The organism is Bacteroides xylanisolvens XB1A (assembly GCF_000210075.1).
Taxonomy (GTDB): Bacteria; Bacteroidota; Bacteroidia; order Bacteroidales; family Bacteroidaceae; genus Bacteroides; species Bacteroides xylanisolvens.
The window spans coordinates 4,797,998-4,813,672 of sequence record NC_021017.1; the positions used below are offsets into that span (position 1 = coordinate 4,797,998).

A 15,675-nucleotide genomic window follows, 5' to 3' on the forward strand; every position below is an offset into this window, starting at 1 on the left:
GTGTTTACTTGATGGCCCAGATGACGGAGCAGACGGCCGTGATGAACGAGAGGATTCCGGTGGTGTACTTCCAGCCCTTGTCCTCGCGGTCCTGCTTGCGGTATTTCGGTTCGACATAGACGATGTCGTTCTGTTGCAGGTAGAAGCAGGGCGACTCGAACAGGTCCTTGCTGCGCAGGTCGTGCTGGTACATCACCCGCTGCCCGTCCTCCTCACGGATGACCGCCACACGGTTCACCCGGCCCCTTTGGGTGACGTCGCCCGCCTTGGCGATGGCCTCCAGCAGGGTGATGCGGTCGCCCTCCACCGAGAAGGTGCCGGTGTTGCCCACCGCGCCCAGGACGGAATACTTGAAATTGAGGAACTCCAGCGACACCAGCGGGTCCTTGATATACTTCCCGTCGATGATGCGGTTGCGTACCAGGGCGGTCACCTCGCTCACCTTCAGCCCCTCCACATGCAGCTTGCCCAGGATGGGGAAACTAATGTTCCCGTCCACGTCCACACGGTAGCCTTTCTTCACGGCAGCGGACTCCGTCACCGCGCCGTTGGCACCCACCGAGAAGGCCCCGCCGCCCGCGTTGAACGGGATGGACAGCTCGGGGTTCTTGCTGCTCACGGTGATGTCCAGGCGGTCGTTGGCATGCACCACCGCCTCATACCTGGTGTCATACGGATAGCCGAGCCCCATCTCCATGTCCTGCAGGTAGACGAATTTCTTCGACGAACTGCAGGAGGAGAGCAGGAGCACTGCCACCGCCACAATCCAAAAACAGTCTTTTCTTTTCATTGCTTTCTTTGCTTTATTTAGGGTTTATCAATCATCGTTCATAGTCCGCCGTTCTCCGGCAGGCCGTCCCGTACTTCCCGGGTTTTCGCATCCCGCACGTACAGGCTCTCGAAACAGAGCCGTGCGGCCTCCCGGTCGGGCAGGCATTCCAACCGTCCGACGGGCACCTGTTCGGTTACCCCTATCAGGATACGGCAAAGTTCGTCATGCAGGCGGATGTCCTGACGGATGGCGGAGCAGGAGGGCAGCAATGCGGCGAAAGCTTCCGGCCCCTCAAGCGGGGTGAACCGGTTCGTGCCGGACTGTTGCAGGCGGACGATTCCGGCCACGGGACTGCGCTCGTTCCTGTAGCAGGGTGTCTTCCCGCTCCACGGCGTGCCGTAGACCGCCACCATGCCGTCCTCTATCCGCAGCACGGGATTGTCGTCATTCAGCAGGCGGCAGTCCGGAAAGGCCTCCAGCCATTGCCGGGAGTGCGTGCTCTTGCCCGTGCCGCTCTTGCCGAGGAAAAGGTAGCCCCTGCCTTTCAGGCTGGCGCAGGAGGCATGGACGGAAACGGCGTCCCGCCCGAGTGCCGCCTGGGCGTAGAGGATGCGGAGCATGGACGACAGTACCTCCCCCACGGACGGGTCCTCCACCCGGAGGAAGGCCGTGGCATCGTCAAAAGCGGTGTCCACAGTCATGAGATGTGCGCCACCATCCATAGGACCGTAACTTATCTCCGTCCGGTAACCGCCGGGAATGCGCAGAAGGCATACATGCCCCATGTCGTTGGACGACTCGTCCAGCAGCTCCGCGCGTTTCCCGTCATCCGCAAAGGGACGGGTGTCGGCAAGCAGCCGGAAAATCCGTTCCCCTTCCGGGCATTCCCCGCACCGGAACGGACGGAAGGAGGGCAGCAGCGTCTCCGCGTCCAGCCCACCGGGAAGGATGACGGAGAACGTCAGCCCCGCCACCCTGAAAAAATATTCGTTTCTCATCTGAGGTTTCCTATTATCAGTCTTACCGAAATCCAGAACGCCTCCTTGCGGGCGTAGGTGTTGGAGAAGCCGCGGTGTTTCCAGAAGGAGAGGAAGGTACGCAGTTTCCTTTCCCACCTTGCCTGGGAAGCCTTGCCCTTGGTGCCGCCGTACTGTCCGAAGTTCCCTCCCTCCAGCACGATGCGCAGCAGTTCGGGAGAGGAGTATGCATCCGTATCCGCATAAGGAAGTTCGGCGCGATGCAGCCCGAGGTATTCCGTCAGGAATGTATGGAGCTGCGCGCTCCACCTGAGCAGGCCGGTCCGCCTGTGAACGGCTTCCAGATCCCCGGGGGAGTAGCTTCCGTGCAGGGTGTGGTAGGCCCGCGCCATGTCGCAGAACTGCCGAAGGCCGACACCGTGCCCCAGCAGGTGTTTCAGGAGGTGGGCGTTCAGCAACAGCAGGTTCGGCAGGGGGGACGGCACGGAGATTGTCGCCGGGAACTCCCCGGGCTGGTTGCCCTCCGGCAGCCCGTCCCTTCCGCCCGGACGGAACTCCGTGAACCCGTGTTCCCTGACCAGTGCGGAAAGGTAGCCTTTCAGCAACGGGTTATGAAGGTCGAACAGCCGGGTATGGTGTTCCACCTCCACTCCCTGCCAGCTGTAACAGTTGCTTCCGTCCGGCTGTTTCTCCGTCCGGCACCCGGCCCGGCGCATCAGCTCCGCGGCTTCCCGTTCCTCCTCTTCCGAAAGGAAACAGAGGTCGATGTCCCCGCATTCGCGCGTCAGCGGATGTTCATAGAAGGCGGCCACGCCCTGGCCTTTCAGCAGTACGGGATGCAGGCCGTTACGGCCCATCCGTTGCGTCAGCAGGCATACCACCGCCTCCATCCTCCTGTTCTTCCGCTCGATGCGGTCGGTCTCCGCCACCCAGCGTATCATCAGGGCGTCGCCGGGCAGCAGCGCTTCCGGCAGGTGGTGCAGGCCGCGGCAGACAATGCCCGTCACGGTCTGGCGCACCGCCATCCGGTACACGTCCCACCACTGCGCGTCCGTAAGCGGGAAGGGTGACAGGTCGTCCGGCTCCCTCTCCCACAGCCCCGCACGCAGCAGGCTGAACAACGCCTTATGTTCCGAAGAAAGCTCCATGGAATCCGTTTTCTAAAGCAGGCACTCCGGTAAGGGATCACAAGATGCCTTTGTCCTTTCAGTGTAAGCATTCAATCGCCGGTGCCCCGCCGGGACAGCAGCCCCATCTTCTCCCATTCCTCTATCTGGCGTTCCACATCGCGCAGGGCGCGCCCGTATTCCACATCATACGTCTTGCAGAGTCCCTCCGCCAGTTCCCCCGCTGTACGGCCTTCCCCGTTGCAGACCATCTCCCAGAGCCGGGCGGCGGTCCCGTTCAGGCTGTACACGTTCGTCAGGTTCACGCAACTGTCGGAGACTTCCACAATCATGTGGCGGTTGCCTATCCTGCGGAGTTTCAGGCCGGATTTCGGTATAAGCTTGTCCTTGTTTTCCATTTCGTTTCAGAATTTCTTTCCCGTCAGGATGGAGAACACCGTCAGGAAGATGATTTTCGTGTCAAGCCACAGCGAGCGGTTGTAGAGGTAGTCCAGGTCCATCCGCAGCCTCTCCAGCATTTTCTCCATCGTGTCCGTGTAGCCGTTATAGAGCGTGGCGGCCGAGAAAAGGCCGGGGCGCAGCTGGTACAGCAGCTCGTAGTCGGGGTTGACGGCCCTGATCTTGTCCACGAAGAACTTGCGCTCCGGGCGCGGACCGACAAAGCTCATCTCGCCCTTGAGCACGTTCCACAGCTGCGGGAGCTCGTCCAGATGGTGCTCGCGCAGGAAACGCCCCACACGGGTCAGACGTTTGTCGCCCTTCCCGCTGCACAATGCCGGCCTGCCGTCCGACTCCGACGTGGTGACCATGGAACGGAACTTGTAGAGCGTGAAAATCTCCCCGTGATAGCCCACACGTTCCTGCCTGAAGATGGCTTTCCCGCCGTCCTCGCACTTTACGGCGATGTAGATGATCAGGAACACCGGCGAGAAGACGAGCATCCCGATGACGCTCGCCACGAGGTCCAGGCCCCTCTTTACCCTGCGGGCGGCCGGGGACACGACGCCCCGGCGGCAGGCACTGCCGTCAAATGCGGCTTCCGGCCGCCCTTGACATAACTTTTGTCTCATTCATAGTTTGGTATAAATATCTATTACGTTATCAATCATTCTCTCCTTGGTGAACAGCTCCCGGTAACGCTCCCCCGCACCCGCAGCGAACCTCCCGTATACCTGCCCGTCACCGGCTATCTCCATGACGGCCTCCGCCAGTGCTTTCGCATCCTCCGGCGCCACGTTCAGCCCCGACATCCCGTGCCCGTTCACCCACGAGGTGCCCGAATGGGGGATGCGGGTGGCCACCACGGGCTTGCCGCACGACATGGCCTCTATCTGCACAATGCCGAAAGCCTCCGTCCTCTGCACGCTGCTCAGGCAGAAGACATCGCAGGCCCCGTAATAGGCCGGCAGATCCCCGTCGGGAATCCTGCCTAACAGCTTCACCCTGTCCTCCACGCCCCAGGTCTCGATTTCCGCCTGGAGATCGCACATCAGCGGGCCGGAGCCGCCTATCAGCACCACATAGTCGTCAGTCAGGTAGCGGGCCGACTCTATCAGGTACCGGTAGCCCTTGTATGCCACCAGACGTCCCAGGGAGAAGACGATCTTCCTGCCGGGATACCTCCTCCTCAGCGCGTCCGCCTTTTCCGGCTCGGAAACGACAGGGGCAACGCCGATGGGCAGGCATACTGTCTTATGCTGCACACGGGCAAGGCAGGGGGATTCCGCCGTATAGACAGGGGTTGTCCCCACAATCAGGTCCGCGCGTCCCAGCAGCCATTCCTGCAGGGGACGGTATAATTCCAGCAACATTTTCTGCTTCTCTATGTCGGCGTGCCAATGCAGCACCACCTTGCCCCTGTAGCCGGAAAGGAACAATGCCAGGCACGCCATCGGGTCGGGATGGTGTACGTGGATGATGTCATACTCCCCGCACCTTTTCCTCAGGGAGAAAATCATGGCGGGCGAGATCATCGTGGCGGCCACCTTCATCCAGGTGCGGCAGCCAATGAGACAGGCGTGGGCGTTGATGGCTATGGTACGCGAGCCGCCCTGCGACAGGGCGCACAGCATGTCGCAGTCCACGCCACGCTCCGAAAGGCCCGTCATCAGGTCGTACATCACTTTCTCCACACCGCCGCGCACCGGGTAGAATTTACCGAGTTGGAGGATTTTCAAAATTTCCATCTTTTAAGACTCCTGTAATATCATGTCTTTTGACCTTCCATATTAATGCCTATTAATAAATAATGCACAATCTTTTTTATGCTATAAGCCATAAAGAAAGTCAGCACGAAAGTTGCAATGATATACAATAAATCAGATTTGATAAACAGATAATTTCCCCTAAGCAATGTCATACTGATACCTTGACATAAATAAATTTCATACGAGACATTGCTTATCCATTGCATATTTCTATTATAGATTTGTATTTTGGCACAAAGACACACAATAATGATTGGTATAAGCATATAGGCGAACAAATAGCAGAATTCATTTTTACTAATTACGCATACCGCCGTCAATAGCAAACATAAAGGGACCGTCACATAATATCTTACCGGTACATTCCATAATGCGCATATTCTTTTTTCATATTTACAATAAAATATTCCTAATGGGAATGCTAACGCACTGATATACCAACAGCGTTCATAACTCAATGAAACGGTAAGAACTATATATGTAAAGACACAAAGGAATGAAATGATTACAACATTCCGCTTGGCAGCTATCATATAAAAGAGAATGTAAAAAAGAAGAATACTGAAAACATACCATGAATAGGGCAATGTGGTCTCTCCGTGCATCAATAATTCAATGAGTTCATCCAATAAACTCATTGAAATGTTTCCGCTTACGATTCTATTGACAATCCATACCAGCAGGAAGGGAAGAATAAGGTTCCCCAAAATTCTATGTTTAAAGAAATGTGACAGATATTCATTTCCTCTGGCTCTATAATTGAACGCCAGTCCATATCCTGATATAAAATAGAATATGGAAACGACAGGAGCTCCCCAAGAACTGAACATGAATAACCAGTCATCAGTTTGATAAGACAAATGGAAAGCGACTATAGACATTGCCATTACCCCTTTCAATATAGAAACATGCTCTTTATTGAAAGGACTGACTCTCTCATTAAAGGAACGAAAAGAAAGAATATATAATAGAACGATAATTATCAAGAAAAAAATCATTACTCTTTATTTTGTACAACCTACAAAACGGCTGCTGTTTTTTCCTACTTTTTGACCTATAAACTGCACAAAAGATCATAGACGGCATTTGCACTATTCTTCCATGTGAATCGCTTATACTGATTATAGCCTGCTATACGAAGTCTTTCTCGCAATTCTATATCTGAGACCAATAACATTATTTTTCTTGCAATATCTTCCGTATCCAATGGGCAGATATATAAAGAGGCATTACTGCAAACTTCCCGTAAAGGAGGAATATCCGACACAATGGTCGGAGTGCCGCACGCCATGGCTTCCAATGGAGGGATACCAAATCCTTCATAAAGAGACGGATAGATAAAGCAACATGCGTTCATATAATATTCTTTCAATTCACTGTCTGTTATCCGTCCTAACCATTTGATTCTGTCGGTAGGGATATTATCACATAATTCCTTAATGGAGGTAGAATAAATATGAGCCTGTCCTCCAACTATATATAATTTGATATTTTTATCTTCTATTAGAGAAAATGCTTTCAATAGCATGGAGAAGTTCTTTCGAGGGTCAATGGAAGATACTGCCAATATGTATTTCTCTCCGGTAACTTCCCCTGCATTCCTACGGCTGCTCTCTGAAGCATGGAACCGGGAAGAAACAGCATTGTAAATGACACGAATTTTTTCATCATCCATTGAAAGCCTGCGCATGATTTCTGATTTGGAAAACTCGCTTACAGTCAATATCTTCATGGATGTGGAGGCACAAAGGGGAGTCATCATTCGATACCATGTTCTATATGGACGGGAATACCAATCCGGATTGGCCATAAATGCCAAATCGTGGATCGTCATAATTTTCTTCCGTACCAGCAAAGGTCCTAAGCCTGTAAAACAGACTAACACTTTCTCTCCCTTAATCCTGCTGAACCATAAAGGTAGCGACAGCTGTTCCCAGACATGAGATTTGCCCCAACCATACACTACAATGTTAAAATGGGAAACGTCGTAACATCCCTTGATGGGACCGGGTGGACAGCACAATGTGAAAGGTATCCCCATTTGCGCCCATGCCCTGCAAAGTTCGTATGCAAAACGGTTAACCCCTGTCAAGTTCTGCAATAAGAACCTTCCGTTAACGTAAATCATAAACTTAGCTACTTATTTTTGATTTAAATAGATATAGGAGAAATCTCCAATAGTGTCGGATTTTATCCAATAGAGCCCGTTCATTCCAACTGTTTTCACAATAATGAATGGCGTATGATGCAGGCGTGACCTCACGCCTGTTCCCGGCAAAGATCTCAGAGCGGTAAATCATCAGACCATCGGTCAATGGTTGATCAATATCCTTATATCTGAAACCATAATTTTCTGCGATGCGGGCATATATCTGTGGGGCTATCACATCCAGCCCCATACTACCATCCGGTCGAATGAAGTGCTTGTCTTGATACCAATCCAATATCTCTTTGATAAACGGGCATCCTTTTTCCGCTCCCATTATGGCTGCCTGCAATTCAATGCCGGATATATAATTATCAGCAATTCGGTATCCGTCAATATCAATATCCGCTAAGGAGTTATCCCGTTCAACCATGAACGGATGGTATTCCATACTTGTGAAAAAATTGTGATGCAGAAAATCATCGAAACGTTTCAGCACTTTCACATCGGAATCCAAATAGATACCACCTTCCGTATAAAGTGCATATAGGCGAATATAATCCGCGACAAATGCCCATTTACGATTGGCAAATGCCTCTCTTACGTATGGGACACTGTTCTCTATATCAAAAGTTTGTGTATTCCACAACTTCAATTCATAGTCAGGCATTACCTTTTTCCATGATTCTATACACATTTGTATCTTTTCCGGAAATGGGTCGTCGCTTAGCCAGCAATAATGAATAATTTTAGGTACCATAAGGCGTTTTTTCAGTCGGTCTGACACTATCTTCTGAGGACTCGTAGCTGTCAAGTAACAGAAGCATGGCATACACGAGAAATATATTGGTAGAGATCTTTATCCAAACTATCAATTGCAACAAAAGCAGCAACAAAAAGAAAAAGGTATCCTCCCTACCTTTTTGGCAAAGGAGGTAAGTACTGTGGACAAACAGAGATATAAAGATAGCCACTCCAATAGTGCCGCAATAAAAAATGAAATTCAAATAACCTATATCTACATATTTATAGAATCCATTGGAATCATCAGGATTTAAGAACCATCCGTCTCCGATAAGCCATGTCTTTAAATTGTCAGGAAATACAACCATCCGTTGTAATCTGTCCGTGGAATTAGTCGTCCATTCACCATTCTCAAACCAGTTGAAGAAACCTTCAAAACCGTATCGCAGATAATTTCCGAACACTGGCGAATAGTTGTACAGATAGTAGCCGCCTCCCACTAACAATCCGGTAAGAACAATGCCACATCCGATAAATTTTACCCGCGAACGGGTTATCTGGCCATTTAGTGAAAAGTTCGACAAAGCCATATATACAATGGAAATAACCAAACCGACCGTCGTTGTACGCGACACTATATTACCCACGATACCGATAATGAGAAAAAGACTCCAATACCATATTTTCCGTTTATTTGAAATTTCATGTACGATTAAATATCCTAAGCCTAACATCGCACATGAAAACCGGATTCCGGCTGTATCAAAGCTGGCACCTATACCATACAACCGGTCAACGCGATGCAAATATTCAACATTCTGCAATATCAAGCCGTCAACCCACTCCTGAAGTAATGGCATATTGTCTATCAAAATGGCTAAAATGGATTGTATGGCACAGACATACGCCATATACCGGAAAACCCATTGAATCGAAATGGAACCATGTACATTTCTTATCAAAAACATTACCGAATAGGCGCCGGCAATCCAAACCCACAGCCCGACTATAAAAGACACATACGTGTAATCCGTTGTGTTGTTGATTACAACGGACAGAAAAGATGACAAGGAAAATAAGGCCGCCCACACAGAAACCACCAAAAATGTTCTGTTGAGTCGAAGAGTATCCTCTTTAAGCCATTGCATGACAAACAATGCCGCACCAATTACAGCCAACATCATCTTTGTATTGATTCCCGGCAGGGAGACAAACTCAAACGGGAAATAATAGCAACTGAACACAATACCGGTTAAAACGGCTTTCAACAAATCAGTCATCATCTATATAGTATTCCGTACACGAATTTGAACAGCAGGCGATAGTAGCCTCTTACTATCCAATAATGGCGGTGCAAGGCAGACCATTGCAGCAGTTTGTTTCGGAACGGTTGTTTGGCGTTTTTCCAGATGGAACGGTTGGCTTCGGGAAAACAGGCGTTCCACACTTCGTAATTGGCGGTATTGTCCGAAATCAGCAGGGGGAACTTCACGTTCAGTTTCAGAAAGTCCAGTTCCCGTTCCAAGCTGTTCTGATACCTGCTATGGATAAAGCCGGTCGTGACATCCACGTTCCGTTTCACCATCTCTATCTGCCTTTTGGAATCGAGGGCGGTCATCGAAGCCGTGTTGGATCTTACATAGTGGTAAAGGGCTTCCGGGACATGGCGGTATGACCGGGCAAAGCTGAAACACCGGATAAGTACGGACATGTCCTCGCCGATATTGGCTCCGTCAAGGAAACGGATATTGTTTTTTACATAGAGGTCGCGGCGTACAAGGAAAGCCCATAAGAACCAGCGCATTTCTCCGGTCAGCAGGGCAATCAGGCAGTCCGAAGCCTTTTCATAGACGGGTTGCCGCATATAGCGTCTGGATGCTTCAAACTCCAGATACCAGTCGCAACCCGTAATATCAAGATGTCCGGCTTCGGCTTTTTGGTATAGCTTTTCAAACATGTCTTTCTCTATCCAGTCGTCCGCATCGACAAATGCGATGTATTCGCCGGTAGCCGCTTCGAGTCCGGTATTACGGGCGCAGGCAACCCCCATGTTCTTTTGGTGTGTAAGTAATCTCACTTGCGCCTTCCTATGAGGATATTCGTTCAAGACGCTTTCGATAACGGCAATACTCCCGTCAGGAGTCGCATCGTCCACGAACAGGTATTCCACATCTTGAAACCGCATCCCGAACAGCGACCTGCAACAGCGTGATATATAGTTCTCCACCCTATAGACCGGGATAATGATGGAAATCTTATAGCTCATGGTTTACCAGAGTGCACCTTCTATCGGCTTGCCTCTCCATTTGTAATACAGGTTGTAGAATAATCGCTTGTATTGTCTTCCCCATAGCACTGGCAACAGGTAATGCAAATCGCGCAACAGGTATTTTACCCCTATCGTCTTGTTTTTAAATGCAATCCAAGGGGAGATGGGCGACATTTCGTGCAGGTACGGGTAATAACGGTTGTATAACCCATATTCGTTTCTTTGCAACAAGGAGAATAACAAGGCGCTTTTCCGCCCCTCTAAAAGTGTGTATTCATCCTGCGCTTGTTGCCTGCCTTCGTTTATGACAAACCGGGTTAACACCTTAAATACCTTTATGTATTGGTTGACATCTCGCTCTATATCCGTTCCGGTCATGATAGAGGCCGCACGTATGGTATATCGGTAGGTCGGCTCTTGGATTACATACATGGAGCAGGCTTTACAAGCCAGTTTGAAACTCCATATCACATCCTCATGCAACAGCCCTTCTTCAAAAAATAACTTGTTGTCCAGCAGGAATTTCCGGTTGCACAATTTGTTCCATGCCATCATATACCATCGTCCTTCAGCGTATGAGTGTAGAATCTCCTTGTTGCTACGGAGTGCTCCCGAAGGCAGGGTTAAGGCCGGATATTCCTTGTTACTTCCTTTAACTTCATAGTTGCCGATGACAAAATCATAAGGCTGTGCTTCCACGGGGGCGACCAATATGAAAATGCAGTCTTCCATAAGCGCATCATCGCTGTCTAAGAAATATACATAATCTCCCGTTGCAGCCTCCAAACCAGTGTTGCGGGCAGCTGACAAGCCCCGGTTATGCGTGTGGTGTATTATTTTTACTTCAACAAAGTTGTGGTATTCCAAATATTCCTGTACGATTTCCATACTGTTGTCCGTGCCACAATCATCGACAAGAATCACTTCCAAATCCTGATAGATTTGCTTCCGTACCGATTCCAAACAGTTTTCAATATAAGCGGAAACGTTGTATATAGGTATGACTATTGAAACTTTCATAGACAATCTTATCTTCCTCCAACCAATATGGACAAAACTTTCGGTGTTACACGTTTCATGCACCTATACATCCCGATTGAAATGGCAATCGTAAGAATCGGTACGAGAAAATATATGGCAAGAAATTCAACTTCGGTTATAGGACGCATGATTTTCAGAACAGCCTTTTGAAGGAAAGCAATGAATAATCCGTGAGATGCGTAAATGAAAAAGACCTCTTCTTTAAACAGACATCCGTTTTTTCCTTTTTTAACCGAGATAAACACATAATTGAATACAGTCAAAATTCCAGAGAAAATAACGAACAAATGTATATAATAATTAACTGGCAAACCCAATGTCACTGTATATAAATCGGCTGCGATCAGCAGAAAATACAAATACTTGATAAAATTCAACCGTTCTACATATTCTATCACATGAGAAAACAACCTCGTATATAATCCCAATGAAAAGAAAAAACAAGCGTTTAATGTAAATCCAAATTCCTTCGGGCATAATGAGAAGAACATACAGATGACTATGGGAATGAAAAAACAAACTTTCATTTTCTTTACTACAACATATAGAAGCGGAGAAATTATAACCATAAGAATGAGTTCACGAACATACCATAAAGGGAAATCAAAAGGAAAACCGTTTCCCTCGCACGCCCAATATCCCGATAAAACTTTGGGCAGGGTAACCTCTTCCAAAGAAACATTAGGGAACAAACCATGTAAGGCCGGAATTCTTACGAATATAAAAATAAGAAGGCATAAAGTATTCCATAAAACATACGGAATTAACAAAGACCAAAATCGTTTCTTTATCTTTGTGAGATATAGCTTTTCATTAAAAGTTCCTTCTTTAAAGAATAGATATCCGGAGACAATGAAAAAAATTGGAACGGCTATACATGGAATAACGTAGGAGAACAAATTGATGACGGCCTCGTACCACGACGCATCCGGTATAGAGAGCGATTGTCCCGAGATAGAAATATCACCCTTTAACTGATTGTGGATGAAGACCACACCACAGATTAAAGGGAATTTTAATCTGTCTATGGCTAAACTTATGATTTCCTTATTACTCATTACAGTATCTTATAAATTTGTGCCATAGTGGTAGGTACATCAAACATTTCTGCCCGTTGTAAGGCTTTCGCACGGTATTTCTCACGCAAGGAGGCATCATCCATCAATCGTTTTACACCTTTGTAGATGTCCTCATCTTTTTCTGAAACTAACAATCCGTATTCCGAACCGGCTAATATTTCACTCGCCCCACTGATATCTGTAGCTACGATTGCCAGCCCTAAACATAAGGCCTCACAAACAACCAAAGGATAACCTTCCGCTTCCGATGTGTTTAGATATATATCTGCTTCTTTCATATAAGGATAGGAAGGTTTCCGGAAACCTAAGAAGTGTACGCGGTCATCCATTCCGTATCCATGGCTCATTGCTTTCAAGGGCTTTTCAAGGCTTCCTTCACCGATAATCCATAAATCAAAATCATAGCCATCACTCTTCAACCACTTGGCTGCCTTTAATGCCCTATCATATCTTTTTTGTCTATTAAGCCGTCCGACCATACAAATTGTGAATTTCCTTTTTATGGCATTGTTCGATACAGCCAATCGTTGGATAACATTCTTGTCAATCAGATTATAGATAACCTTACATTTATCATTTTCTATTGCATATAGTTCCAAGAACATCCTTTTTACATCTTCCGATACAAAAACGATTTTATCCATCTTTCTATAGACTCTAAATTCATCCTTTTCGTTTCGGAAGAAATCTAAAGACCAATGTTTCTGTTTTAAGTCGATATGCACCCAAGAAAGATTGTTATTCGCTTTGTGTATGATATAAGAATGAAACTTTACCGCAGCTCCCTCCATGAACGAAACAATCGTATCGAATTGTTCTCCTTTCAGAAGTTTCATAAACATATATTTATATACAAGCGTATGAAAGAGGACATAGCTATGAAAAATTCTTAAAACACGGTGAAATCGCTCAAACCATATTGTATTTTGCGAATGTAAAGCCAATATTCTCACTTCTTCAGGAACATCATTCAAATAAACACCTTCCTTATATTCCAAGAACAATGTCACCTCATAAGATGCGTAATCAAAGTTCTTTAAAATATCAATAAGAACTTTTTCCGCTCCTCCTCCCGGCAAGGCAGGCATCATAAACATGATATTCTTTTTCATTGACACGATTTGATTTTGGGAAGTTTCTTATATCCCTCACTTCTTAAAAATGAAAATCCGTCCACCACTCCATTTATATAAGCCACTGACATATCCTTATTACCGAACAAACATTTCACGCCATATTTCATGCCCTGAATGCCGTAAACGTAAAAAATGGCAATCACCGACCAAAATTTTAATAATAAGTTCTTTTCCGGCAGGAAAATAAACCGGTGCCAAAATATTAGTTTGTTTCGGTATTCGGAATAGATCAGTTTCTCTGTTTTCTCTTTGGATTTTTCTACGGTCGAACTTGCATCTAAATGTATGACACCGGAATCAAAAGAGGTCAGTATTTTTAGACCGGTTTTATACATTTTGTAATACATGACTTGATCGTCAGGAAAAGCATAGTAAGTTTTATCTAACCACAATTCTTCCTCATAATGAATTTTCAGGAAATCTTCTTTCCGGCAAAAAAAACAGGGTCCGGCATTAGATTGTGATTCATACACCGGTTTTACAGGATGATTATTATAGGAAAAACCTGCGGTTCTTAAAACTTTGTAGCCCCACTTCCGACTCCATAGACGACAGACTTCTCTGCCCAATATGCTTGAACGTATCTTATCCTTTATGGCTACTTCATGATTGGCAAATACACATGGAGAAATCACTTGTGCATCCTGTCCAACTAATTCATTATAAAAGGTTTCCACTGCGTGGTGTGGTAAATAAACATCATCATCAAGAAACAGACAATATTCAGTTGATACCTCATCATACGCTAAAGCCCTTTGTGCAACCATACCTTTTTTTACGTATACACATTGCTCTATACCGACCGTTTCTTTAGGCAAAGGATAACCCTCAGCGATATACACGAGAATGCTTGTCGGTCTGATGGTCTGTTCAAGTAAGGAATCAAGCAATCTTTGATAATTTTTTCCGCCCTTGCCTAATGTTCGTATCACAGCCGTGTATTTCATTTGCATATCATTCTTTAGAAAGGGAATTGATATATTCTTTCCCATTGACAATCCAATTTATTCCGATAAAGCAACTCATGTGTAGGCTATGAAGCAACATGCGGTCTTTCCAATGTAATTGATAATCGGAAATTTTCAGCTTTCTTATATAAGACTGTTTCAGCCATTCACCTATAATTTCCTTTTTTCTTATATAGGGAACATTCTTGTTTTTATACCACATTCTTGTCAAATGCAACGCATCCTTCACATATTTATCGTAAATTCGTGGGTTGATTTTATTCTTATCGTCTGCAAAATCTAAAATGGCCTTTTGAATATCCTCCAAATTGGAGAAACGTGCAGGGGAAAAAGAATGTGTCAATGAAACTGAATTATACACTTCATGTTGGTAAAGTGGTTCTTGAGTAAATGATATTCGATTGCAATGTTTCAGATAATTCAATACAAAGACCAAATCTTCACCGAAAGACATATTTTCAGGGTATAACTCTGTTATAAGTCCACGCTTATATATCTTATTCACCGATGAACTTAATAGTTCCGTGTTTATCCAATAAATAAAGTCACACTTGAATGAAGCCAAATCTGAATAGTCTTTGTCAAATGCAGGAGCCCATATATTGCCACTTGTCTGTTTGAGCCCACAAACTATGCAGTCGGCATTTTTCCCTTTTATTAGTGCCAATAGTTTTTCGCATGCATCAGCAGCCAGCCAATCATCACTATCAAGCAGCATGATAAGATCGCCTGTTGATTTTCTTATCCCTTCATTTCTAGCCGAAGACACACCAAGATTGGGTTGGGATATAACCTGTATACGACTGTCACGTTCTTCCCATTTCCGGCAAATCCGCAAACTGCCATCTTTAGAGCCATCATCCACTAGGATGATTTCCAAGTCGGCATACGACTGGCAGAACAAGCTCTTGATGCAACGGTCCAAGTAAGCTTCCGTATTGTAAACTGGGACTATGACTGAAATTGTCTTCATTCCTATAGTTCGTTAAACATTTTATTGGCAACTTTGAGCAAATACCCCGAACAAGGACGGGACAGGAATTTTTTACCGCCCCCTTTTTCACTTATTTTATCTTTCCACGACAATGATATGCCGTACCCGCTCAGAATAAAGAAGAAAAGAACAATGGTACTGCCAAAATCGTAATGATATGGAGATACTTCTGTTAGTGTCAAATGATGCCAAACTATCAACAAGTCAAAAATACC

At 46.5% G+C, this 15,675-nt stretch carries 17 protein-coding genes; all 17 read right to left on the minus strand.

Annotated elements, in window-relative coordinates; genetic code table 11:
• Positions 1 to 4 precede the first annotated feature (4 nt).
• Positions 5 to 790, minus strand: coding sequence for a polysaccharide biosynthesis/export family protein (locus BXY_RS18505; RefSeq protein WP_015532635.1), 786 nt, complete (start codon positions 788 to 790; stop codon positions 5 to 7).
• 38 nt (positions 791 to 828) lie between these two features.
• Positions 829 to 1,770, minus strand: a complete 942-nt coding sequence (locus BXY_RS18510) for a phosphoenolpyruvate carboxykinase (RefSeq protein WP_015532636.1) — start codon at positions 1,768 to 1,770, stop codon at positions 829 to 831.
• A complete protein-coding gene (locus BXY_RS18515) occupies positions 1,767 to 2,897 on the minus strand; it encodes a nucleotidyltransferase family protein (RefSeq protein WP_015532637.1) in 1,131 nt (376 codons plus the stop codon). Before BXY_RS18515 ends, BXY_RS18510 begins: the two co-directional genes overlap by 4 nt.
• A 71-nt stretch (positions 2,898 to 2,968) precedes the next feature.
• Entirely contained in the window at positions 2,969 to 3,274 is a 306-nt protein-coding gene (locus tag BXY_RS18520; protein ID WP_149921994.1) for a PqqD family protein, read from the minus strand.
• Positions 3,275 to 3,280: 6 nt separating this feature from the next.
• Positions 3,281 to 3,817 carry a sugar transferase gene (locus tag BXY_RS18525; RefSeq protein ID WP_243442521.1) on the minus strand — a complete coding sequence of 179 codons (537 nt, stop codon included), beginning with the start codon at positions 3,815 to 3,817 and terminating at the stop codon, positions 3,281 to 3,283.
• 129 nt (positions 3,818 to 3,946) lie between these two features.
• Positions 3,947 to 5,062 (minus strand): glycosyltransferase, encoded by a 1,116-nt coding sequence (locus BXY_RS18530; RefSeq protein ID WP_015532639.1) that lies wholly within the window; start codon positions 5,060 to 5,062, stop codon positions 3,947 to 3,949.
• Positions 5,063 to 5,082: 20 nt separating this feature from the next.
• Positions 5,083 to 5,970: an acyltransferase family protein gene (locus BXY_RS18535; RefSeq protein ID WP_192912723.1), complete on the minus strand. Its 888-nt coding sequence runs from the start codon at positions 5,968 to 5,970 to the stop codon at positions 5,083 to 5,085.
• Positions 5,971 to 6,137: 167 nt separating this feature from the next.
• On the minus strand, positions 6,138 to 7,211 hold the full coding sequence (locus tag BXY_RS18540; protein WP_015532641.1) for a glycosyltransferase family 4 protein: 1,074 nt from the start codon (positions 7,209 to 7,211) through the stop codon (positions 6,138 to 6,140).
• Between the two features lie 4 nt (positions 7,212 to 7,215).
• A complete protein-coding gene (locus tag BXY_RS18545; RefSeq protein ID WP_015532642.1) occupies positions 7,216 to 7,989 on the minus strand; it encodes a glycosyltransferase family 32 protein in 774 nt (257 codons plus the stop codon).
• On the minus strand, positions 7,979 to 9,256 hold the full coding sequence (locus tag BXY_RS18550; protein WP_015532643.1) for a hypothetical protein: 1,278 nt from the start codon (positions 9,254 to 9,256) through the stop codon (positions 7,979 to 7,981). Before BXY_RS18550 ends, BXY_RS18545 begins: the two co-directional genes overlap by 11 nt.
• Positions 9,253 to 10,239 carry a glycosyltransferase family 2 protein gene (locus tag BXY_RS18555; RefSeq protein WP_149921996.1) on the minus strand — a complete coding sequence of 329 codons (987 nt, stop codon included), beginning with the start codon at positions 10,237 to 10,239 and terminating at the stop codon, positions 9,253 to 9,255. Before BXY_RS18555 ends, BXY_RS18550 begins: the two co-directional genes overlap by 4 nt.
• A 3-nt stretch (positions 10,240 to 10,242) precedes the next feature.
• Positions 10,243 to 11,262 carry a glycosyltransferase family 2 protein gene (locus BXY_RS18560; protein ID WP_015532645.1) on the minus strand — a complete coding sequence of 340 codons (1,020 nt, stop codon included), beginning with the start codon at positions 11,260 to 11,262 and terminating at the stop codon, positions 10,243 to 10,245.
• 8 nt (positions 11,263 to 11,270) lie between these two features.
• Positions 11,271 to 12,341 carry an acyltransferase family protein gene (locus BXY_RS18565; protein WP_015532646.1) on the minus strand — a complete coding sequence of 357 codons (1,071 nt, stop codon included), beginning with the start codon at positions 12,339 to 12,341 and terminating at the stop codon, positions 11,271 to 11,273.
• Complete coding sequence (locus tag BXY_RS18570) at positions 12,341 to 13,474, minus strand: glycosyltransferase (protein ID WP_015532647.1); 1,134 nt, start codon at positions 13,472 to 13,474, stop codon at positions 12,341 to 12,343. Before BXY_RS18570 ends, BXY_RS18565 begins: the two co-directional genes overlap by 1 nt.
• A complete protein-coding gene (locus BXY_RS18575; protein ID WP_015532648.1) occupies positions 13,471 to 14,490 on the minus strand; it encodes a glycosyltransferase family 2 protein in 1,020 nt (339 codons plus the stop codon). The genes BXY_RS18570 and BXY_RS18575 overlap by 4 nt, the downstream gene beginning before the upstream one ends.
• Positions 14,453 to 15,439: a glycosyltransferase family 2 protein gene (locus tag BXY_RS18580; protein ID WP_015532649.1), complete on the minus strand. Its 987-nt coding sequence runs from the start codon at positions 15,437 to 15,439 to the stop codon at positions 14,453 to 14,455. Before BXY_RS18580 ends, BXY_RS18575 begins: the two co-directional genes overlap by 38 nt.
• Before the next feature lie 2 nt (positions 15,440 to 15,441).
• A partial coding sequence (locus tag BXY_RS18585) for a hypothetical protein (protein WP_208946855.1) occupies positions 15,442 to 15,675 on the minus strand: 234 nt, incomplete at its 5' end.

Coding starts and splice junctions, on each gene's coding strand:
- BXY_RS18505 (WP_015532635.1), bottom strand. CDS start 790: ATGAAAAGAAAAGACTGTTTTTGGATTGTGGCGGTGGCAGTGCTCCTG.
- BXY_RS18510 (WP_015532636.1), bottom strand. CDS start 1,770: ATGAGAAACGAATATTTTTTCAGGGTGGCGGGGCTGACGTTCTCCGTC.
- BXY_RS18515 (WP_015532637.1), bottom strand. CDS start 2,897: ATGGAGCTTTCTTCGGAACATAAGGCGTTGTTCAGCCTGCTGCGTGCG.
- BXY_RS18520 (WP_149921994.1), bottom strand. CDS start 3,274: ATGGAAAACAAGGACAAGCTTATACCGAAATCCGGCCTGAAACTCCGC.
- BXY_RS18525 (WP_243442521.1), bottom strand. CDS start 3,817: ATGCTCGTCTTCTCGCCGGTGTTCCTGATCATCTACATCGCCGTAAAG.
- BXY_RS18530 (WP_015532639.1), bottom strand. CDS start 5,062: ATGGAAATTTTGAAAATCCTCCAACTCGGTAAATTCTACCCGGTGCGC.
- BXY_RS18535 (WP_192912723.1), bottom strand. CDS start 5,970: ATGGCAATGTCTATAGTCGCTTTCCATTTGTCTTATCAAACTGATGAC.
- BXY_RS18540 (WP_015532641.1), bottom strand. CDS start 7,211: ATGATTTACGTTAACGGAAGGTTCTTATTGCAGAACTTGACAGGGGTT.
- BXY_RS18545 (WP_015532642.1), bottom strand. CDS start 7,989: ATGGTACCTAAAATTATTCATTATTGCTGGCTAAGCGACGACCCATTT.
- BXY_RS18550 (WP_015532643.1), bottom strand. CDS start 9,256: ATGATGACTGATTTGTTGAAAGCCGTTTTAACCGGTATTGTGTTCAGT.
- BXY_RS18555 (WP_149921996.1), bottom strand. CDS start 10,239: ATGAGCTATAAGATTTCCATCATTATCCCGGTCTATAGGGTGGAGAAC.
- BXY_RS18560 (WP_015532645.1), bottom strand. CDS start 11,262: ATGAAAGTTTCAATAGTCATACCTATATACAACGTTTCCGCTTATATT.
- BXY_RS18565 (WP_015532646.1), bottom strand. CDS start 12,341: ATGAGTAATAAGGAAATCATAAGTTTAGCCATAGACAGATTAAAATTC.
- BXY_RS18570 (WP_015532647.1), bottom strand. CDS start 13,474: ATGAAAAAGAATATCATGTTTATGATGCCTGCCTTGCCGGGAGGAGGA.
- BXY_RS18575 (WP_015532648.1), bottom strand. CDS start 14,490: ATGGGAAAGAATATATCAATTCCCTTTCTAAAGAATGATATGCAAATG.
- BXY_RS18580 (WP_015532649.1), bottom strand. CDS start 15,439: ATGAAGACAATTTCAGTCATAGTCCCAGTTTACAATACGGAAGCTTAC.